Consider the following 23,172-nt stretch of genomic DNA (forward strand, 5'->3'; position numbering starts at 1 on the left):
CTTACTGGTTCGCCGATTTTGGAGACACAATGATCCCGTTGTCGTTCGCGCAGCGCCGGCTGTGGTTCGTGGACCGGTTCGAAGGCCCCTCGCCCACCTACAACGGCGCGTTCGCCCTGCGGCTGACCGGCGAGCTGGACGTGGACGCCCTCGCCGCGGCGCTCGACGACGTCGTCGGGCGGCACGAGGTCCTGCGCACCGTGATCGTCGAGGGCGACGACGGCGTGCCCCACCAGCGGGTCCTGCCCCCCGGGGAGCGGCCGTTCGCCCTGCCCGTCCTCCACGTCACCGGCGACGAGCGGGCGGCGGCCGTGGAGCAGGCGGCCACCGAGACCTTCGACCTGGCCGCCGACACGCCCCTGCGCGCCCGCCTGCTGCGCAGCGCGCCGCACGACCACACCCTCGTCGTCGTCGCGCACCACATCGCCGTGGACGGCGAGTCCTTCGGGCCGCTGTTCGGCGACCTCACCACCGCCTACGCGGCCCGCAGACAGGGCCGGGCCCCGGCCTGGGAGCCGCTGCCGGTGCAGTACGCGGACTACACGCTGTGGCAACTCGACCTGCTGGGCGAGGAGTCCGACCCCGAGAGCCTCGCCGCGCGTCAACTGCGCTACTGGCGCGAGACCCTGGCCGACCTGCCGCAGCCGCTCCCGCTGCCCACCGACCACCCCCGCCCCCGGGTGATGAGCCCCGACGGCGACCGCATCCCCTTCCGCCTCGATCCCGGCCTGCTGGAGAACGTGGAGAAGCTGGCCGCGGAGCTGGACACCACGGTGTCGATGGTCATGCACGGGGCCCTCGCGGTGCTTCTGCAGCACCTGGGCTGCGGCGACGACGTGTCCATCGGCGCGCCGATCACCGACCGCACCGACGAGGACCTGCGCGACCTGGTCGGGTTCTTCGTCAACACCTGGGTGCTGCGCGTCGACCTGTCGGGCGAGCCCACCTTCCGCGACCTGCTGCGCCGGGTGCGGGAACGGTCCCTGGCCGCCTACGACAACCAGGACATGCCCTTCGAGCGACTGGTGGAGCTGCTCAACCCCGACCGCTCCACCGCCTACAACCCGTTCTTCCAGGTCATGCTCTCCTGGCAGCCGCCCGTGCCGCCGCTGCACCTGCCCGGCCTGGCCGTGCACGTCGAGCGGCTGGAGACCGGTACCGCCAAGTTCGACCTCTTCTTCGACCTGCTGCCCGACGGGGCGGGCGGGGCGGACTGCCGACTGGAGTACGCCACCGGGCTGTTCGACCGGGACACCGCCCGCGGCATCGCCGAGCGGTTCGTCCGCGTCCTGGACCGGCTCGTGGCCGGCCCCGACCGCGCCGTCGCCACCGTCGACGTCCTGGACACCGCCGAACGCGACCAGTGGCTCGCCCGGGCCGCCGGCGCCACCGCCCGCCTGCCCGAGGCGACGGTTCCCGAGCTGTTCGAGCAGCAGGCCGCCGCCACCCCGCAGGCCCCGGCCCTGGTGTGCGACGGCCGGAGCCTGACCTACCGTGAACTGGACCAGCGGGCCGACGCCGTCGCCTGGGAGCTGATCCGGCGCGGAGCCGGCCCCGAGGACCTGGTGCTGCTGGCCCTGCCGCGCACCGAGGACCTCGTCGCCGGACTGCTCGGCATCCTCAAGTCCGGCGCCGGATACGTCCCGATGGACCCGCGGTACCTCGGCACACGGGCACGGACCGTGCTCGGCGAGGCCCGTCCCCGCTTCGCGGTCACCGACACCGCCACCTGGCGCGAACTGCCGCAGACCGGCCTCACACCCGTCGACGTCGACGACCGGGCCGCCTGGCGGACACCCGCCCGGCCACCGCGCGACACCGACCGCACCGCGCCGCTGACCCCGGACAACCTGGCGTACGTGATGTACACCTCCGGCTCCACCGGCACCCCCAAGGGCGCGGCGATCACCCATCGCAACGTCGTCAACGGCCTGCGGGAACTGGTGCGCGTCCTGGACACCCCGCCGGGCTGGCGGATGCCGGCCGGCACCTCGGTCAACTTCGACGTGTCGGTGTTCGAGCTGCTCACCACCCTCACCACCGGCGGGACCGCCGAGCTCCTGCCCGACGCCCTCGCGCTCGGCGAACGCGACGGCATCGACGGCCACATCCTCAGCGGCGTGCCGTCGGTGCTCGGCGAGTTGGCCGGCCATCTCGACAAGGCGCCCGACGTGCGCACCGTCGTCCTCGCCGGCGACGTGCTGCCCGCCCGGCTGGTGAGGCAGCTCCGCGACGCCCTGCCCGGGGCGCGGATCGTCAACTCCTACGGCCAGAGCGAGACGTTCTACGCCACCACCTGCTCCCTGCCCCCCGGAGCGGAGTGGACGGACGGCGACGTCGCCCCCATCGGCACCCCGCTGGGCAACATGCGCGCCTACGTCCTCGGCCCGGGCCTGGCCCCCGTGCCGCAGGGCGTGGTGGGCGAGCTGTACGTGGCCGGGGCCTGCGTGGGCCGCGGCTACCACGGCCGGCCGGGCCTGACCGCCGAACGCTATGTGCCCGCGCCCTTCGGCCCGGCCGGCGAACGGATGTACCGCACCGGTGACCTGGCCCGCTGGAACGCCCACGGCCGGCTGGAGTGCGTCGGGCGCGGCGACGGCCAGGTGAAGGTGCGCGGCTTCCGCATCGAGACGGCCGAGGTCGAGGCGGTCGTCACCGCACACCCCGGCATCAGCGAGGCCGTGGTGGTCGGCCGTGAGCTGCCCGCGGGCGGCAGGCAGCTCGTGGCGTACGTGGTGCACACCGGCGAGGGAGCCGTCGGCGACAACGGATCCGGCGGCATCGGCGACGTCGACGTGCAGGCCGGCGCCTCCGCCGCCGAACTGCGCACGTTCACCGCGGCCCGGCTGCCCGACTACATGGTGCCCTCGGCGTTCGTCGCCCTGGGCGCCCTGCCGCTGGGGCCCACCGGCAAACTCGACCGCTCGGCGCTGCCCGAGCCGGAGTTCCTCGGTGAGACCTACCGCGAGCCCCGCACCGAGGCCGAGAAGATCATCACCGCCGCCTACGCCGACGTCCTCGGCGTGGACCGGGTCGGCGCCGACGACGACTTCTTCGCCGTCGGCGGGGACAGCCTGCGCTCCCTCCAGGTGGTGGCCCGCGCCCGCGCCAAGGGCCTGGACCTGACCACCCGGGAGATCTTCGAGTACCGCACCGCCGCCCGGCTGGCCGAAGTGGCCGCCGACCGCCGCGACCGGACACCTGTGCTCGCCGAACTCGACGGAGGCGCCGTCGGCCCCGTGCCGCTCCCGCCGGTGGCCCGCGAGGTGTTCCGGCACGGCGGCGGCTCCGACCGCTTCGCCATGTCGATGGTGCTGGACCTGCCCGACGGCATCGACGCCGACGGTCTCGCCGCGACCCTCGACGCCGTACTCGACCGGCACGACCTGCTGCGGGCCCGGCTGGTGCCCGGGGACGAGCCCCGCTTGGAGGTGGGGGAGCGCGGCACCGTCCGCGCCGCGGACCTGATCCGGCGGGTCGACTGCGCCGGAGGACTCGAGGGGCCGGCCGCGCTCGAGGCGGCCCGCGCCGAACTGCACGACGCCGTCGGGCGCCTGGCCCCCGAGAGCGGCACCATGGCGGACTTCGTCTGGTTCGCCCCCGGAAGCGGCCGGGGCCGGCTCCTGGTGGTGCTGCACCACCTGGTCGTGGACGGCGTCTCCTGGCGCATCCTCATGTCGGACCTCGCCGAGGCCTGGCAGCAGGTCCGCTCCGGCAGGGCGCCCGAGCTGCCGGAGACCGGCACCTCGGCCCGGCGCTGGGCGTCGGCGCTGGAGGACGAGGCGTACTCCCCGCGACGCGAGGCGGAACTGGCCCACTGGCAGGACGTGCTGGAGCAGTCCGACCCGCCGCTGGGCACCCGGCCCTTCGACCCGGCGTCGGACGTGTGGTCCACGGTCGACACCGTCCGGGTGGACCTGCCGGCCGACCTCACCGAGGCGGTGCTGACCAACCTGCCCACGGCGTTCCGCGGCACCGGCACCGACGTGCTGCTCGCCGCCCTCGCCCTGGCGGTGCACCGCTGGCGCGGCGCGGACACCTCGACCCTGGTCCGCCTGGAGGGCCACGGCCGTGAGGAGGACGCCGTTCCCGGCGCCGACCTCTCGCGCACCGTCGGCTGGTTCACCAGCATGTACCCCGCCCGCGTCGACGTGCGCGAGGTGGACCTCGCCGAGGTGCTGGCGGGCGGCGCCGCCGCCGGACAGGCCGTCAAGCTGGTCAAGGAGCAACTGCGCGCGGTCCCCGGCAAGGGCCTCGGCTACGGGCTGCTGCGCTGGCTGAACCAGGAGACCGGCGAGCAGCTCGCCGACCTGCCGGCCCCGCAGATCGGGTTCAACTACCTCGGCCGCATCTCCGACTCCGACGTGCCCGAGCACCTGCGCGCCGAGGGATGGGGACCGGCGTCCTGGTCGGCCGAACTGATCGCCCTGCCCGACCCCGACCTGCCGGCGCTGTCCACGCTGGAGGTCAACTCGGTCGCCACCGACACCCCCGACGGCCCCCGGCTGCGGACGGCCTTCATGTTCCCCACCGGCGTCCTGTCCCGCGAGCGCACCACCCGGCTGGCCGAGCTGTGGACCGACGTGCTGCGGGGCATGGCCGCCTACGCCGCGCGCCCCGGCATCGGCGGGCTCACCCCCGCCGACGCGCCGCTGGTCCCGGTCCGGCAGCACGAGATCGAGGCGTGGGAGGAGCGCTACGGCCGGCTGACCGACATCTGGCCGCAGGCACCCGGGCAGTCCGGCATCCAGTTCCAGGCCGCCCTCGCCGAGGGGTCCTTCGACGTCTACCACATGCAGTTCGCGCTGCACCTGTCCGGGCACGTGGACCCCCTGCGCATGCGGGCCGCCGGGGAAGCCCTGCTGCGGCGGCACCCCAACCTGCGCGCCGCGTTCCTCACCACCGACGAGGGCGAACCGGTACAGGTCGTGCCGGACCACGTCGACCTGCCCTGGCGGCACCTGGACCTGACCGGGGCGAGCGAGGCCGAGCAGGAGGAGGCACTCGACCGGACCCTGGCCGAGGACCGGGCCGACCAGCTCGACCCGACCCGCCCGCCCCTGATCCGCCTGGCGCTGCTGACCTGCGGGCCGCAGCGGGCCAAGCTCGTCGTCACCGCACACCACACCCTGTTCGACGGCTGGTCCTCGCCCATGGTGATCACCGACCTGATCCGCCTGTACTCCGGCAGCCGGGAACTGACACCCGTGCGCAACTACGGCGACTACCTGGCCTGGCTCGCCACCCAGGACCAGACCGCCTCCCGGGCACGGTGGCAGGCCGAGCTGGACGGCTTCGACCAGCCCACCCTCGTCGCCCCCGACGCCGCCCTGAAGGGCACGGCGTCCGCCCTGGGCCGGGTCGAGGTGCCGCTGTCCGTCGACAAGGGACGCGACCTCGCCCGCCGCGCCGCCGGCCTGGGCGTCACCCTGAACACCCTGCTGCAGGGCGCGTGGGCGATCCTGCTGTCGCAGCTCACCGGCCGGCACGACGTGGTCTTCGGCGCCGCCGTCAACGGCCGCCCCGCCGACCTGGCCGGCTCCGACGAGATGGTCGGCCTGTTCATCAACACCCTGCCCACCCGCGTGGTCTGCGACCCGGCCCTGACCATGGGCGAGGTCATCACCGACCTCCAGGACCGCCAGACCGCGCTGCTCGACCACCACCACTACGGACTGGCCGACATCCAGCGCAGCGTGGGACTGCCCGCCCTGTTCGACACACTGATCGTCTTCGAGAACTACCCGATCGACCGCGAGGGCATGGTCGAGGCCAACACCTCCGCGGGCTTCACCATCGACGGCATCCGCCCCTTCGCCGGCTCCCACTACCCGCTCACGCTCAACTCCTCGGACCCCTACCTGCGGCTGTCCCTGGACTACCAGAACAACCTCTACGACCGTGCGGCCGCCGAGGAGATCGCCGCCCGGCTCGTCCGGATCCTGGACCGCCTCCTGGCCGACCCGGCCACCCGCCTCGGGGACCTCGACGTCCTGGGGGAGGCGGAGCGGCACTGGCTGCTGCACCAGGTGAACGACAGCGCCGAACCGGCCCTCGAGGAGGGCGGCCTGGTCCAGGCCGTGCACCGGCAGGCCGAGGCCACCCCGCAGGCCCTCGCCGTCGCCGCCGAGGACACCAGCCTCACCTACGCCGAACTCACCGAGCGCGCCGGCCGGCTGGCCCACTGGCTGATCGACCGCGGCGTCGGACCCGAGTCGCTGGTGGCCGTGCGGCTGCCCCGCTCGGCGCAGCTCGTCGTGGCGCTGCTGGCGGTGCTCGAGGCAGGCGCCACCTACGTCCCGATCGACCCCGGGCACCCGCGTGCGCGCATCGAGCACATCCTGGAGGACGCCCGCCCCGCACTCGTCCTGGACGCCGACACCCTCGCCGAGGCCGACCGCTCGGACCACCCGGCCACCGCGCCGGCGGTGACCGTCCACCCGGACGCCGCGGCCTACGTCATCTACACCTCGGGCTCGACGGGCCGGCCCAAGGGCGTGTCCGTCACGCACCGGGGGCTGGCCAACTTCCTGGCCACCATGCGGCGGCGCCTCCCGCTGACCGGCTCCGACCGGCTGCTCGCGGTGACGACCGTGTCCTTCGACATCGCCGGACTGGAGCTGTACCTGCCCCTGATCTCCGGGGCGGCGGTCGTCCTCGCCGGCAAGGACACCGTCTCCCACCCCTCGGCCCTGCGGGAGCTGATGCGCCGTCACCGGGTCACCGTCGTCCAGGCCACCCCGGCGTTCTGGCAGATCCTGCTGCTGGAGGAACCCGACGGCGCCACCGGCCTGCGCGTCCTCGTCGGAGGGGAGGCGCTGCCGCCGCGACTCGCCCGGACCCTGGCTGCCCAGGCCGAGGAGGTGACCAACGTCTACGGCCCGACCGAGACGACGATCTGGTCCACCGCCGCGCCCGTCGAGGCGGACGCCCCGGCCCCCTCCATCGGCACCCCCCTAGGCAACACCCGGCTGTACGTGCTCGACGCCCACCTGCGGCCCGCCCCGCGCGGGGTGCAGGGCGAGCTGTACATCGCCGGCGACGGCGTGGCCCGCGGCTACCAGGGCCGCCCCGACCTCACCGCCGGACGGTTCGTGGCCTGCCCCTTCGGCGCACCGGGCGCACGGATGTACCGCACCGGCGACCTGGTGCGCTGGCGCGAGGACGGCCGGCTGGAGTACATCGGGCGCACCGACTTCCAGGTCAAAATCCGCGGCTTCCGCATCGAGCTGGGCGAGATCGAGCACGTCCTGGCCGACCACCCCGCCGTGGCCCAGGCGGTCGCCCTGGCCCGCGAGGACCGTCCCGGCGACCAGCGGCTGGTCGCCTACGTGGTGCCGGCCGGCAAGGCCGACCCGGCCGGGCTCGACCTCGCGCCCCTGGCGGAACTGCTGCGCCGGCGCCTGCCGGACTACATGGTGCCGTCGGCGATCCTGCCGCTCGCCGCGCTCCCGGTCAATCCGAGCGGAAAACTCGACCGCAACGCGCTGCCCGCCCCCGACCAGGGCCGGGCCGAGCCCGGCCGCGGCCCGCGCAACGCCACCGAGGAAGCCCTGTGCGCCCTGTTCGCCGACCTGCTCGGCAAGGAGGACATCGGCATCGACGACGACTTCTTCGGCCACGGCGGCCACTCCCTGCTGGCCACCCGGCTCAGCGGGCGCATCCGCAACCGGTTCGGCGTCGACTCCAAGGTCACGATGGTCTTCCGCAACCCGACGGTCGCCCAACTGGCCGAACGCATCGAAGAACTGACCGCGGACGGCTCCCGGCCGCCCAAGAAGAACCGCCCCCAGCTGCGCCAGATGACCGTGCAGGAGAGTGCGCGCCGATGATTCCGCTGTCGTTCGCCCAACGCCGGCTGTGGTTCCTCCACCGTCTGCAAGGCCCGTCCGCGACCTACACCATCCCCTTCGTGCTGCGTCTGGAAGGGCCGCTGGACACGGCGGCCCTGGCCGCGGCCGTCACCGACGTCGTCACCCGCCACGAGACGCTGCGCACCCTCGTCGCGGAGAACGCCGACGGCACGCCCGAACAGCGGATCCTGCCCCCGCAGGAGGCGGCCGTCGCCTTCCGGGTGGCCGACGTCACCGCATCGGCGCTGGACGCCGCGCTGAGCGAGGTGCTGGCGGAGGGCTTCGACCTGGAGAGGGAGCTGCCGCTGCGCACCACCGTCCTGCGGGTGTCCCCGCAGGAGCACGTCGTCGCGTTCGTGTTCCACCACATCGCCGTCGACGGCGCGTCCATGGCGCCGTTCCTGCACGGGCTGGTGTCGGCCTACACCGCCCGCCGGTCCGGTCGCGCCCCGCAGTGGGAGCCGCTGCCGGTGCAGTACAAGGACTACACGCTGTGGCAGCGCGAGGTGCTCGGCGACGAGACGGACCCGGAGTCGGTCGCCGCGACGCAGATCGACTACTGGCGCCGCGAACTCGACGGGGTGCCGCAACCCGTCCAGCTGCCCCTGGACCGGCCGCGCCCGACCCTGTCCGGCCACCGCGGCGGGCATGTCTCCTTCGCACTGGAACCCGAACTGCTGGACGGGCTGGGCCGTCTCGCCGCCGAGCGCGGCGCCACGCCGCCCATGGCCGCCCAGGCCGCACTGGCCGTGCTGCTGCACAAGCTGGGCGGCGGCACGGACCTCACCATCGGCAGCCCCATCGAAGGACGCGCCGACGAACAACTCGACGACCTGATCGGGTTCTTCGTCAACACCTGGGTGCTGCGCGCCGACCTGTCGGGCAACCCCTCCTTCGGCCAACTGCTCGAACAGGTCCGGGACAAGGCCCTGGCCGCCTACGACCACCAGGACGTCCCCTTCGAGCGCCTGGTGGAACTGCTGGGCCCCGAACGGGCGACCTCCTACCAGCCGCTGTTCCAGGTCATGCTGGCCTGGCAGTTCGTGTGGCCGCCCATCGAGATGCCCGGGCTGCGGGTCACGCCCGTGGCCGCGGACACCGGCACCGCCAAGTTCGACCTGTTCGTCAACGTCGTCCCGCAGGCGGACGGCGGCGCGTACGGGCGGCTGGAGTACGCGGCCGACCTGTTCGACCACGGCACGGCCGAGGCGATCGCGGACCGTTTCGTGCGCCTGCTGCGGCAGGTCGTCGCCGACCCCGGCACCCCGCTGGCCGCCGTGGACGTGCGCACCGGCGAGGAACGCGCACTGCTGGCCCGGGTCAACGACACGGCGGCCCCCCAGCCGGCCGGGACGGTGGTGGAGCTGGTGGCCGCCCAGGCCGCCCGCACCCCCGACGCGACCGCGGTGGTGTGCGGTGACACCTCGCTGACCTACCGCGCACTGCACCGGCGATCGGACCGGCTCGCCGCGGTGCTGCGCGAGCACGGCGTCGGACGCGGCGTGCTGGTCGCCGTGGCGCTGCCGCGCTGCGCCGACCTGGTGGTCGCGGTGCTGGCCGTGCTCCGGGCCGGCGGCGCCCACCTGCCGGTCGACCCCGCCCACCCGTCCGCACGGACCGGCCGGCTCCTGGAGGCCGCCCGTCCGGCGCTGGTGCTCACCGGCGGGGACGCGGCGGCCACCGTGGCCGGCTGCGCGGCACCGGTGCTGCGCCTGGAGGAGGTGGACCTCGACACCCCCGGCCCGGGCGCGCCCGAGGTGCGGCTCTCGGCCGACGACCTGGCCTACGTGATGTTCACCTCCGGCTCGACCGGCACGCCCAAGGGCGTCGCCGTGCCGCACGGCGCCGTCGTCAACGGCGTACGCGACCTGTCCCGCACCGTCGGCGTGGCGGCGGGCTCGCGGATGCTCGCCGCGACGTCGGTCACCTTCGACGTGTCCGTGTTCGAGATCTTCACCGCCCTCACCACCGGCGCCACCGTCGAGGTCGTCCGCGACGTCCTCGAACTCGCCGAACGCGGCTCCTGGTCGGGCACCACCGTCAGCGCCGTGCCCACCGTGTTCGCCGCCCTGCTCGACCAGCTCCCCGCCGGCCCCGGCCGCGGCCTCGACGTGCGGACCGTCGTCCTGGCCGGCGAGGCCCTCACCGCCGACCTCGCGTGCACCGTGCGCGACGCCCTGCCCGGCGTGCGCATCGTCAACGCCTACGGCCAGACCGAGAGCTTCTACGCCACCACCCACACCCTGCCCGAGCAGCCGGACGCCCCCGGCCCCGTCCCCGTCGGACGGCCCCTGGCCAACATGCGCGCCCACGTCCTCGGACCGGACCTCGCCCCGGTGCCACCCGGCGTGACCGGCGAGCTGTACGTCGCCGGGCGGCTCGCCCGCGGCTACCACCGCGACCCCCGTGCCACCGCCGAGCGGTTCGTCCCCTGCCCGTTCGGCGGGCCCGGCGCACGCATGTACCGCACCAGCGACCTCGCACGGTGGGACGGCGAGGGGCGGCTCGTCTACGCGGGCCGCGCCGACGCCCAGACGAAGGTCAACGGCATCCGCGTCGAGCCGAGCGAGATCGAGACGGTCCTGACCCGGCACCCGGCGGTCGGCCACGCCGCGATCACCGTGCACCGCGACCCCGCCGGCACCGCCCGGCTCGTCGGCTACGTCGCCCCCGCCGGTCCCGGACCCGACGACGCGGCACCCGCCCCCCTGCCGGACGCGGCCGAACTGCGGCGGTTCGCCGCCGCGCGGCTGCCCGACTACATGGTGCCCGCCCTGCTCGTCGTGCTGGACCGGCTGCCGCTGACCGCCGGCGGCAAGGTGGACCGGGCGGCTCTGCCCGAACCGCGGTTCACCGGCGGCGAGTACCGCGCACCGCGCACCCCGGCCGAGCGGATCCTCGCCGAGGTGTACGCCGACGTGCTCGGCACCGAACGCGTCGGCGTCGACGACGACTTCTTCACCAGCGGCGGCGACAGCATCCGCTCCATCCAGGTCGTCGCGCGGGCCAAGACCCGCGGCGTCGTGGTCAGCACACGGGAGATCTTCGAGCACCGCACGGTCCTCCGCCTCGCGGAACTCGTCGAGGGCCGCCGGCAGGACGAACCGGTGCGCCTGGCCGAGCTGCCCGGCGGCGGCACCGGCCGCTGCCCGCTGCCGCCGACCGCGGCGCACGTCCTCGAACTGGGCGGCGGCATCGGCCGGTTCTGCATGTCGGCGCTGCTGGTCCTGCCCGAGGGCATCGACCGCGCCGGGCTGACCGCCACCCTCCAGGCCGTGCTGGACCGCCACGACGTCCTCCGGTCCCGCCTGGAGCGCACCGGGCCGGGCCTGCACATGGCCCCGCCCGGCAGCGTCGACGCCGGACCCCTGCTGCGCGAGGTCCCCCACCAGGGCGCCGACGTGCAGGCCGAACTGGACGCGGCGGCCGGCCGGCTGGACCCCGACACGGGCGTCATGGCGCAGTTCGTGCGGTTCACCTCCCCCACCGAAGCGGACCGGCTGCTGATCGTGCTGCACCACCTCGTCGTCGACGGGGTGTCGTGGCGGATCCTGCTGCCGGACCTGGTGTCCGCCTGGCAGCGGGTCCGCGACGGCCTGCCCGAGCGGCAGGCCGTGCCGGGCACGTCACTGCGCCGCTGGGCGCACGCGCTGGCCGACGAGGCGGCCACCCCCGCACGGGAGGCCGAACTGCCCCAGTGGCAGGCCATATTGAGCGGGGAAGAGGCGCCGCTCGGCGCACGCGCACTCGACCCCGCCCGCGATGTCGCTGCCACCGTCGACACCGTCCGCGTCCGGATCCCCGCCGACGTCACCCGCACACTGCTCGACACGGTGCCCGCGCTCTTCCACGGCGGCGCCGACGACGGGCTGCTGGCCGCCCTGGCGCTGGCCCTGCTGCGCCGGCGCCGCACGCGCGGCGAGCCCGGCTCCACCGCGCTCGTCCGGCTGGAGGGGCACGGCCGGGAGGAGCAACTGGTGCCCGGCGCCGACCTGTCCGGCACGGTCGGCTGGTTCACCGCCATGTACCCGGTCCGCCTGGACCTGTCCGGCATCGACGTGGCGGACGCCTTCGCCGGCGGCCCCGCGGCCGGACGGGCCGTCAAGGCCGTCAAGGAGCAACTGCGCGCCCTGCCCGGCAACGGACTCGGCTACGGCCTGCTGCGCCACCTGAACGCCGCCACCGCCGCCGCCCTCGGCGGCATGCGCCCGCCCCAGATCGGCTTCAACTACCTCGGCAGATCCTCCGCCGCGGACATCCCCGAGCACCTGCGCGGCCTGGGCTGGACCCCGGACACCACCCACGGGGAGCTGATCGCCGCACCGGACCCGGACATGCCGGTGCTGTCCGCGCTGGAGATCAACGCGGTCGCCACCGCCGGCCCCGAGGGCGACGAACTGCAGGCCTGGTTCGGCTTCCCGACCGGTGTGCTCTCCCGCGAGGAGGTCACCGAACTGGCCGGACACTGGGCCGAGGCCCTCACCGCGCTCGCCCGGCACGCCGGCAGCCCCGGCGCCGGCGGGCTGACCCCCAGCGACGCGCCCCTGACCGAGGTGAGCCAGGAGGAGATCGACAGCTGGGAGGCCCGCTTCGGCCCGCTGAGCCACGTGTGGCCGGTGACCCCGGCCCAGTCGGGGATGCTGTTCCACACCCTGCTCGCCGGACCGTCCTCGTTCGACGCCTACCACATGCAGATGGTCTTCCACCTCGGCGGCGCCGTCGACGCCGAGCGGATGCGCCGCGCCGGGCAGGCGCTGCTCGACCGGCACCCCAACCTGCGCGCCGCCTACGCCGACCGGGCCGACGGCGAGGTGGTGCAGGTGATCCCGCAGGAGGTGACCCTGCCCTGGCGGCACCTCGACCTGACCACCGCCGGGGAGAGCACACCCACCGAGGCGTTCGAACGGTTCCTCGCCGAGGACCGGGCCGCCCGCTTCGACCGGGACGCCCCACCGCTGTTCCGGCTGTCCCTCGCCGTCCTCGGCTCCGACCGCAGCGAACTGGTGATGACCGCCCACCACGTGCTCTTCGACGGCTGGTCCACGCCCCTGCTGATGCGGGACCTGCTGCTGCTCTACGCCCACGACGGCGACCGGGGCGCCCTGCCGGCCGCGCGCGGCTACGGCGACTTCCTGACCTGGCGCGCCCGCCAGGACCACCAGGAGTCGGCCCGGGCCTGGGCGGCCGAGCTGGAGGGCCTCGACGAGCCCACCCTGCTCTTCCCCGGCGCCCGCGACGCGCGCGACGCCGGACTCGGCCGCGTGGAACTCGCGCTGCCGCCGGAGCTGGCCCACGGCATCGGCCGCAGCGCCGCGGCGCTGGGCGTCACCGTCAACACCCTGATCCAAGGCGCCTGGGCGCTGCTGCTCGGCCGTCTCACCGGCCGCCAGGACGTGGTCCTCGGCGCGACCGTGTCCGGACGCCCGCCCGCCGTGACGGACGTGGAGTCGATGGTGGGGCTGTTCATCAACACCCTGCCGGTCCGCGTCCGCCACGCCCCCGGCGACACTCTCGCCGACATCCTCACCCGGCTCCAGGACCGCCAGGCGGCCCTGCTGGAACACCACCACCACGGCCTCACCGAGATCCAGCAGGCGACCGGCCTGCAGTCGCTGTTCGACACACTGGTCGTCTTCGAGTCCTACCCGGTCGACCAGGAGGGCCTCGGCGCCGCGCTCGACGCCACCGCCGGGATCACCCTCACCGGCATGAGCGCCGACACCGGCACCCACTACCCGCTGACCCTCATGGCACTGGTCGAACCGCACCTCCGGCTGTCCCTGCAGTACGCCGAGGGCGTCGTGGACCGCGCGACGGCGCAGACCTGCGCCAGCCGCCTGGTCCGGGTCCTGGAGCAGCTCACCACCACCCCCGGCCTGCGCGCCGCCGAGCTGGAGATCCTCGACCCCGCCGAACGCCACCGGCTGCTCACCACGTACAACGACACCGCCGCTCCCACCCCCGACACCACCGTCGACGCACTCGTGCGGGCCCAGGCCGAACGCACCCCCGACGAGGTCGCCGTGGCCGCCGAGGGCGTGACGCTCACCTACCGGGAGATCGACACCCGCGCCGGCCGCCTGGCCGCCGAGCTCGTCCGCCGGGGCGTGGGCCCGGAGTCCCTGGTGGCGGTGTCCCTGCCCCGGTCGGCGGACCTGGTGGTCGCCCTGCTCGCCGTGCTGAGGGCCGGCGGCGCCTATCTGCCGGCCGACCCCCGCTACCCGGGCGGCCGCCTGCGCGACATCCTCGGCCGGGCACGGCCCCACCTGGTCCTGACCGATACCGCGACGGCCGCGACCCTGCCGCCGCACCACACCCCCGACCTGCTCCTGGACACCCTCGACCTCACCCGGGGGCCCACCGGGCCGCTGCCGCGGGTCCACGCGCAGCAACTGGCCTACGTGATGTACACCTCCGGCTCCACCGGCACGCCCAAGGGCGTCGCCATCACCCACGCCAACGTCGTCAACGGCGTGCTGCGCCTCGCCTCCCGCGTGGGACTCGGACCGGGCAAGCGGATGCTGGCCGGCACCTCGGTCAACTTCGACGTCTCGGCGTTCGAGATCTTCACCACGCTCGCCACCGGCGGCGTCGTCGAACTGGTCCGCGACGTACTGGCGCTGGGGGAGCGCGCGGCCTGGAGCGGCGCCGTCGTCTCCACCGTGCCCTCCGCCTTCGCCGAACTCGTCGACCGGATCGCGGACCGCACCCGCGTGGAGACGCTCGTCTTCGCCGGCGAGGCCCTGCCGCTGGCGCTCGTCGAGCAGGTGCGCAAGGCCTTCCCCGGGGTGCGCGTGGTCAACGCCTACGGGCAGAGCGAGTCGTTCTACGCCACCACCTGCACCCTCACCGACGGCACCGGCCCGGGCAACGCCCCCGTGGGCACGCCACTGGGCAACATGCGCGCCTACGTCCTCGGGCCGCACCTCGGCCCGCTGCCGCAGGGCACCGTCGGCGAGTTGTACGTCGGCGGCAGCGTGGGCCGCGGCTACCACGACCGCGCCGCCCCCACCGCCGAACGCTTCGTCGCCGACCCCTACGGCCCGCCCGGATCGCGCATGTACCGCACCGGCGACCTGGCCCGGTGGAACGCCGACGGCCTGCTGGAGTACGCCGGCCGCGCCGACACCCAGGTCAAGATCCGCGGCTTCCGGGTCGAGCCCGGCGAGGTCGAGGCGGCCTTCACCGCGCTCCCGGACGTCGCCCAGGCCGCCGTCGTGGCCCGGGGCACCGGCTCCGGCAAGCGGCTCGTCGCCTACGTCGTCCCCTCGGGACGGGCCACCACCGCACAGCGGCTGCGCGACGCCGTCTCCGAGCGGCTGCCGGACTTCATGGTGCCCTCCGCGCTGGTGCTGCTCGACCGGCTGCCGTCGATGCCCAACGGCAAGCTGGACCGCGCCGCGCTGCCCGAGCCCGAGTTCACCTCCGCCCCCTACCGCGAGCCCCGCACCCCGCGCGAGAAGGCCCTGGCCGAGCTGTTCGCCGAGGTGCTCGACGTGACCCGAGTGGGCCTGGACGACGGCTTCTTCGCGCTCGGCGGGCACTCGCTGCTCGCCACCCGCCTGATCAGCCGGGTCCGCGCGGAGCTGGGCATCGAGATACCCATCCGCCAGGTCTTCGACCAGCCGACGGTCGCCGCGCTCGCCGCGTGGTCGGAGGCATCGGCCGCTCCCCGTCGCCCCAGTATGCGCCAGATGTTCACCAAGGAGTGAAGCGATGATTCCGCTGTCCTTTGCCCAACGCCGCATGTGGCTGCTGCACAGACTCGAGCGGGGAGCGGCGACCTACAACATATCGGCGGCGTTCCGGCTGACCGGCACCCTGGACCAGGACGCCCTGGTCGCGGCGCTGCACGACGTGGTCGGGCGGCACGAGATCCTGCGCACCACCTACGGCACCGACGACACCGGCGAGCCCTACGCCCGGATCCATCCGACGGACGAGGCACCCCTGCGGGTGCCGGTGAGCGAGGTCACCGCCGGGGAACTGACCGCCCGGATCGAGGAAGCCGTCGCGCACCGCTTCGATCTGACGTCCGAACTGCCCTTCCGGGCCACCCTGTTGCGCCGCTCGCCGACGGAACACGTCCTCGTCCTGGTCATCCACCACATCGCCTCCGACGGCAGTTCCAGCGCCCCGCTCATGCGGGACCTGGTGGCGGCCTACACCGCGCGCCGGGACGGCCGGGCCCCGGCCTGGGAGCCGCTGCCGCTCCAGTACAAGGACTACGCGCTGTGGCAGCGGGAGGTCCTCGGGGACGTGAGCGACCCGGGCAGTCTCGCGGCGGCGCAGATCGAGTACTGGCGCAAGGAACTGGCGGGCGTGCCGCAGCCCCTCGACCTGCCCCTGGACCGACCGCGGCCCGCTGAGGCCGGCACGGACGGCGACACCGTCGCCGTCGAGGCGCCGCGCGAGGTGGCGGCCGGGCTCCAGCGGCTCGCCGACGAGCGCGGGATGAGCCTGTCGATGGTCGTGCAGTCCGCGCTGGCGGTGCTGCTCGGCAAGCTCGGCGGCGGCGAGGACGTGACGATCGGCTCGCCCATCGCCGGACGCACCGACGAGGCGCTGACCGACATGATCGGATGCTTCGTCAACACCCAGGTCCTGCGCGCCGACCTGTCCGGCAACCCGCGCTTCACCGACCTGCTGGCGCAGGTGCGCGACAAGGCGCTGAACGCCTACGAGCACCAGGACGTGCCGTTCGACGTGGTGGTCGAGACGATCAACCCCGACCGCTCCGCCGCCTACCAGCCCCTGTTCCAGGTGATCTTCTCCTGGCAGAGCTACGACAAGCCCGACCTCGCCCTGCCCGGCCTGGAGATGCGCTTCGAGCAGGCCATCCCCGCGACCGCCATGGTCGACCTGACGTTCTTCCTCGCCGTCGACGCCGCGGGCGCGCTGCGCGGGGACCTGCAGTACGCCACCGACCTGTTCGACCGGAGCACCGCCGAGGAGATCTCCGCCCGGCTGGTGCGGGTGCTGCGGCAGTTCGCCGCCGATCCGGACCTGCGCGTCGGCGACGTCGACGTGCTCGACGCGGCCGAGCGCGAGCGGCTGCTGGTCGAGGTCCACGCCGACGGCGACCCGGTGGAAGAGGTCACCCTGGTCGAGCTGTTCGAGCGCCAGGCCGCACAGCGCCCCGGTGAGACGGCCGTCGTCTTCGAGGACACCGCCCTCACCTACGGGGAGCTGAACGCCCGCGCCAACCGGCTCGCCCGGCACCTGCTCGCCCGGGGCGTGGGCCCGGAGTCCCTGGTCGGGGTCTGCCTGGAGCGCTCGGCGCAGCTGGTCGTCGCACTGCTGGCGGTGCTCAAGGCGGGCGGCGCCTACCTGCCGATCGACCCGGACTCCCCGGCCGACCGCATCGCCCACATCGTCGCGGACGCGGCCCCCGTCCTGCTGCTCACCACCGACGGCACCGACGCCGCACAGGACTTCGCCCACGACCTCCCCCTGGTCCACCTCGACGACGCCGGGGCCTTCGACGGCGAGTCCGCCGCCGACCTCGCCGACGCCGAGCGCCACACCGCCCTGCGCCCCGCGCACCCGGCGTACGTCATCTACACCTCCGGCTCCACCGGCCGCCCCAAGGGTGTGCCGGTCCCGCACCGCAACGTCGTCGGGCTGTTCACCGCCACCCGCGACTTCGGCTTCGGCGCCGACGACGTGTGGACCCTGTTCCACTCCTACGCCTTCGACTTCTCGGTGTGGGAGCTGTGGGGGCCGCTGCTGCACGGCGGACGCCTGGTCGTGGTGCCCTACGACGTCTCCCGCTCCCCGGCCGACTTCCTGGACCTCCTCGCCCGCGAGCGGGTCACGGTCCTCAACCAGACTCCCTCGGCCTTCCACCAGCTCGCCCAGGCCGACGCCGACACCCCCGGCCGGGACCTGGCGCTGCGCTACGTGGTGTTCGGCGGCGAGGCCCTGGACGTCGGCCGCCTCACCGACTGGTACACGCGCCATGCCTCCGACGCGCCGGTGCTGGTCAACATGTACGGCATCACCGAGACCACCGTGCACGTCACCCGCTTCGACCTGGACGAGCACTGCGCCGCGCGCCACGGCGCGGGCGTGATCGGCCCGGCCGTGCCGGGCCTGCGCGCGTACGTGCTGGACGCCCACCTGCGACCGGTGCCCGCCGGCGTGACCGGCGAACTGTACGTGGCCGGCTACGGACTGGCCCGCGGGTACCACGGCCGGCCGGGCCTGACCGCCGGACGGTTCGTGGCCTGCCCCTTCGGCGAGCCGGGGGAGCGGATGTACCGCAGCGGCGACCTGGTGCGCCGGGGCCGCGACGGCCACGTGCGCTACGTCGGCCGGGCCGACTCCCAGGTGAAGATCCGCGGCTTCCGCATCGAGCCGGGCGAGATCGAGCACGCGCTGGCCGCCCACCCGGACGTGGCGCAGGCGGTGGTCGTGGTCCGCGAACTCCCCGACGGCGACAAGCGCCTGGTCGGCTATGCCGTGCCCGAGTCCGGGGCCGCCGTGACCGGCGAGGAGCTGACGCGGTACCTGCGCACCCGTCTGCCCGACTACATGGTGCCCTCCACGGTGATCCCGCTGGCGGACGTCCCGCTGACCTCCAACGGCAAGCTCGACAGGCGGGCCCTGCCCACCGAGGACACGTCGGTGACCGCCGCCGGACGGCAACCGCGCAACGCCTACGAGCGCGCGCTGTGCGACCTGTTCGCCGAACTGCTCGGCCTCGACCGGGTCGGCGTCGACGACGGCTTCTTCGCCCTGGGCGGGCACTCGCTGCTGGCCACCCGGCTCAGCGTCCGCATCCGCGACCGGTTCGACATCGACATCCCCATCCGGACGATCATCCGCTACCCCACGGTGGCCGAACTGGCCGCGCTGATGCTGGCCGGCGGCATCCCCGACGACGGCGCCGACTCCTTCGCGGTGGTCCTGCCGCTGAACGACGACCCCGGCACGGGCAGGAAACCGGTGTGGTTCTTTCACGGGGGCGGCGGCCTGGGCTGGGCGTACTACAGCTTCGTGCTGCACCTTCAGGACCGGCCCGCCTACGCGCTGCAGTCCCGCGGGAGCGACGGCGTGGAGGAGCCGGCCGGCTCCGTGCAGGAGATGGTCGACGACTACGTCGCCCGGATCCTCGAGATCCAGCCGGAGGGCCCGTTCAACCTGATCGGCTGGTCCTACGGCGGCTCCGTCGTCCAGGCCGTGGCCGACGCCCTGGACCGGCGCGGCCACCAGGTCGCCCTGGTGGCCGTCCTGGACGCCCAGCCGGGCGGGCACGGCTTCGAGCAGGTGCACGCCGGCAAGGACTCCGAGGATTTCCGGGCGGAGCTGGAGGACGACTTCAGCCAGTACATCCGCACGGGCAACCGCCGGCAGCTGCTGGACACCATGTCGAGGATCCTGGCCAACAACACGGCCCTGATGATGGACTTCGAGTCGCCCGTCTACCGCGGCGACGTGGTGTATTTCAACGCCACCCTCGAGGACACCTCGTACGCGCACCTGTGGCGCCCCCACGTGCAGGGCGCCTTGGAGGTGCACGACGTGGCGGTCACCCACCACGAGATGCACATGCCCGGACCCGTGGCGGAGATGTTCGAGGTCCTGCACCCCAAGCTGGCGTAGCGACGGGCCGCCTACGCCCCCCTTCAGTGAACGAACACAAGAGTGACGGGAGTTGGTCGGAGTGAGGGAACCCGGAGTGTCCGCGGGCCACGGGGACGGGACCGTGCTGCTGTGCGTGCCGTTCGCGGGCGCGGGGCCGTCGTTCTTCCACCCGTGGCAGGCCCTGGCGGCCGGCCGCTGGCGGGTCACCTCGGTGGAACTGCCGGGACGGGAGCGGCGGTTGCTGGAGACGCCGTACCGCAACGTCGTCGAGGCGGTCCGCGGCGAGATCGACGGTGTGGTCGCCGACCTGGGCGAGGGGACACCGGCCGTGCTGTTCGGGCACAGTCTGGGCGCGGTGCTCGCCTACGAGCTGGCCCACCTGCTGACCGCGCGAGGCGTGCCCGTCGAGCGGCTGGTCGTCAGCGGCTCGCCGGACCCGTGGACGCAGCGCGAACGGCGCGCGGCCGGACTGCGGGGCGACGAATTCCTCGCCCGCGTCGAGGAGTTCGCGGGCTTCCGCCACGAGGCCCTGGACCACCCCGAGATGCGGGAACTGATCCTGCCCACACTCCAGGCCGACTGCGAGATGCACGAGGCGTACGTGCCCGGCACCGACGAGCCGCTGTCCGTGCCGATCACCGCGCTGCGCGGCGACCACGACGGCCTCGTCACGGCACAGGAGGCCCGCCGGTGGCAGGCGGCCACCACGGCCGCCTTCACCTACGCGGAGCTGCCGGGAGACCACATGTACCTGGTCGACCTGGGCCCGCAGGTCCTGGACGTGATCGAGGCGCAGTGCGCGGGCGAGCGCCGTGTCAGCGCCCCGGCGGGCCCCTGACCGGACGCACGGAGCCCCCGGCGACATCAGGACATGTCGCCGGGCGGGCCGGATCCCCGTCCGGCCTGCTGCTTCACGCGCGGCGACCCCGCGCGCGCGGCCGTCGCACGGAGGGCTGTGGGGCCAGAATGGCTCGGTATGGCATCACGGGTGTGCCATGGTGGAGTCACCGGCTCCGGCCGGTGACCCTGCCGTGCTGCGAGAGGAAACCCGATGAGCCAGACGGTTCCCGTTCCCGACGGCCTGCCCATGGAGCGGGACGCGGGTCCCTTCGACCCGCCCCGCGCCCTCACCCGGCTGCGCGCGGCCCGGCCGGTCAGCCCGCTGCGCTTCCCCGACGGCCACGAGGGCTGGCTGGTCACCGGCCACGACGAGGCCCGCCGGCTCCTGGCCGACAACCGGTTCAGCTCCCGCCAGGACCTCGGCGTGCTGCACGTGCCCTACGAGGTCCCCGGCATGCCCGTGCCCACCGAACCCTCCCCGCAGATCCCGGGCATGTTCATCGCCATGGACCCGCCGGACCACACCCGGCTGCGGCGCAGGCTCACCGGCGCCTTCACCGCCCGGCGGATGGAGGAGCTGCGAGAGCACATCACCGACATCGCCGAGCGGCAGTTGGAGACCCTGGCGCGACGGACCCCGCCGGTCGACCTGGTCGAGCAGTTCGCGCTGCCGGTGCCCTCGCTGGTCATCTGCGAACTGCTCGGCGTCCCCTACGCGGACCGGGCCACCTTCCAGAACAACACCGCCGCGTTCCTCGTCCGCGACCAGGAACTCGACGTGAAGATGGCCGCGTACGGCGCCCTGACCGGGTACCTCGCCGAGCTGGTCGTGCGCAAGCGCGCCGACCCCGGCGACGACATCCTGTCCGACCTGGCCCGCCAGGACGACCTCACCGTCGAGGAACTGACCGGCTGCGCCTTCCTGTTGCTGCTCGCCGGCCACGAGACCACCGTCAACCAGCTCGCGCTGGGCACCTTCGCGCTGCTGGAGCACCCCGACCAGGCCGCCGCCCTGCGCGCGGAGCCGGACTTGATGCCCGACGCCGTCGAGGAGCTCATGCGCTACCTGTCCGTCGCCGACATCTTCTACCGCTACGCCACCGAGGACATCGAGCTCGGCGGTGAGACCGTCGGCGCAGGAGCCACCGTCGTGGTCTCCCTGCTGGCCGCCAATCGCGACCCCCGCCGCTTCGAGAACCCCGACACCCTCGACGTGCGCCGCAAGGCCCGCGGGCACCTGGCCTTCGGCCACGGCGTCCACCAGTGCCTGGGCCGGCAACTGGGCCGCATCGAGATGCACGCCGGCTTCGCCGGACTGCTGCGCCGCTTCCCGACGCTGCAACTCGCCGTCCCCGCCCGGGAGGTGCCGCTGAGGGCCGACATGAACATCTACGGCGTCCACGCCCTGCCGGTCACCTGGACCGGGACCGCGCCCTGAGCGGCCCGGCCGCGGTCAGGGCCGGGCGCGGTGCACGTCGATGGTGCCGTGGCGGGAGCGCGCGCGGATCGTGACCGTGTCCTCGCAGCCGTCCGGCGCCCCGGAGGCGGTGAGGGTGTTGCGCACCTGCCCGGAGCCGGAGCGCGCGTCGAGCCAGGCCGCCGTGCCCGCCCGGACGCCCACCTCGATGGCGCCGGTGCCGGTCTCCAGCCGGACGGTGCCGCGCGCCACCTCGCCCAGGCGGACGGTGCCGTGCGCGGTGGTCGCGGTCACCGAGTCCTCGGCGCGGGCGATGTCGATGTCGCCGTGTGCGCCGCTGACGCGCAGCTCGCCGGTGGCGGCGCCGACGGTGGTCGTGCCGTGGGCGTTCTTCACGACGGCGGGACCGTCCAGCAGCCCTGCGCGCACACTGCCCGAGCTGGTGCTGATCCCGGCCGCCCCTTCGACACGTTCGACGGTGACCGAGCCGTGGGAGGCCGTGACGGTCAGCGCGCCGGTGGCGTCCAGACGGACGTCGCCGGAGGAGGTCTTCACCTTCACCTCGCCGAGCCGGCCCTCGCCGAACACCTGGGTCCAGGCGCCGGTCAGGTCGACGTGCGAGCCCACCGGCAGTGCGACGGTCACGTCCACGGTGCCGGTACGGCCGAACAGGCCGGACTTGGGAGTGCGGACCGTCAGCACGCCGTCCAATAGGGCGACTTCGGTCTGGGCGGCCGTGCGGACGTCCAGGTCCTTATCCGGATCACGGGGCCGCACCTCGACGACCGTGTCGGCGCGCAGCCCCGCGGCGAACTGGATCGACCCGGCCTCCACGCGCGCGGTGACGGAGATCGCCTCGAGGGTGTCGAAGGTGGGCATGGCCGTCCCGTCTGGTGGGGGTGGGTGACGTGGCGGGCTGCGGACGCGCTCAGCGCACCCAGCCCGTGAAGCTCTGCCCGACGGTGCGTGACCGGTCCGCCGTGCGCGGCCGCGCGCCGCCGTCCACCGCGGCCGACACGGCACGCACCAGCCAGGCGTTGACCGACAGCCCCTCGCGGGACGCCGCCTCCTCGGCGCGGGCCTTGAGATGGGCGGGCAGGCGGAGGTTGATACGGGCGGTGCCTCCCTCGTCGCCCCCGGCCGGAACGGCCGGTGACGCGGCCGGTTCCGCGGGCACGTCTGCGGGCGGCGGGGTCACCACGAAGTCCGGATCGAGTCCGCGCAGCCGCACGTCCACGGAACCGGGGGCGAGTTCGCGGGTCACCTCGTCCATCGCGGCGGACAGCACGCCGAGCATGGTCAGCCGGGCTGCCGACTCCAGGGGCGCGGTGAGCCGCATGGCCAGCTCCCGGGCCTCCTCCCCGCCGGCCTCGGCGGCCACCGCGAGCTCACGGCGGAGGGTGTCGACGTACGGCGAGAGGTCCATGACGTCATGGTGGCACCGGCGTGGTGCCAGGGGCAAGCGCGTGAGCT

7 protein-coding genes are annotated in these 23,172 nt (G+C 74.2%); 5 read left to right on the top strand and 2 right to left on the bottom strand.

Annotated elements, in window-relative coordinates:
- Positions 1-38 precede the first annotated feature (38 nt).
- The 5 genes from ACZ6ZN_RS30210 (at position 39) to ACZ6ZN_RS30230 (ending at position 21,720) form a co-directional block, all read left to right on the top strand.
- On the top strand, positions 39-7,832 hold the full coding sequence (locus ACZ6ZN_RS30210; RefSeq protein WP_469651130.1) for an amino acid adenylation domain-containing protein: 7,794 nt from the start codon (positions 39-41) through the stop codon (positions 7,830-7,832).
- Entirely contained in the window at positions 7,829-15,565 is a 7,737-nt protein-coding gene (locus ACZ6ZN_RS30215) for an amino acid adenylation domain-containing protein (protein WP_469651132.1), read from the top strand. The genes ACZ6ZN_RS30210 and ACZ6ZN_RS30215 overlap by 4 nt, the downstream gene beginning before the upstream one ends.
- A 4-nt stretch (positions 15,566-15,569) precedes the next feature.
- On the top strand, positions 15,570-19,460 hold the full coding sequence (locus tag ACZ6ZN_RS30220; RefSeq protein ID WP_469651134.1) for a non-ribosomal peptide synthetase: 3,891 nt from the start codon (positions 15,570-15,572) through the stop codon (positions 19,458-19,460).
- Between the two features lie 76 nt (positions 19,461-19,536).
- Positions 19,537-20,280, top strand: a complete 744-nt coding sequence (locus ACZ6ZN_RS30225; RefSeq protein ID WP_469651136.1) for a thioesterase II family protein — start codon at positions 19,537-19,539, stop codon at positions 20,278-20,280.
- Between the two features lie 213 nt (positions 20,281-20,493).
- On the top strand, positions 20,494-21,720 hold the full coding sequence (locus ACZ6ZN_RS30230) for a cytochrome P450 (RefSeq protein ID WP_469651138.1): 1,227 nt from the start codon (positions 20,494-20,496) through the stop codon (positions 21,718-21,720).
- Between the two features lie 15 nt (positions 21,721-21,735).
- Here the strand turns inward: ACZ6ZN_RS30230 and ACZ6ZN_RS30235 are convergent, their stop codons facing one another.
- Together ACZ6ZN_RS30235 and ACZ6ZN_RS30240 are read right to left on the bottom strand one after the other, a co-directional pair.
- On the bottom strand, positions 21,736-22,578 hold the full coding sequence (locus tag ACZ6ZN_RS30235) for a DUF4097 family beta strand repeat-containing protein (protein WP_469651141.1): 843 nt from the start codon (positions 22,576-22,578) through the stop codon (positions 21,736-21,738).
- 49 nt (positions 22,579-22,627) lie between these two features.
- Positions 22,628-23,125 (bottom strand): toxin-antitoxin system HicB family antitoxin, encoded by a 498-nt coding sequence (locus ACZ6ZN_RS30240; RefSeq protein ID WP_451878704.1) that lies wholly within the window; start codon positions 23,123-23,125, stop codon positions 22,628-22,630.
- Between the last annotated feature and the right edge of the window lie 47 nt (positions 23,126-23,172).

Source organism: Streptomyces sp. NPDC053665, assembly GCF_055585285.1.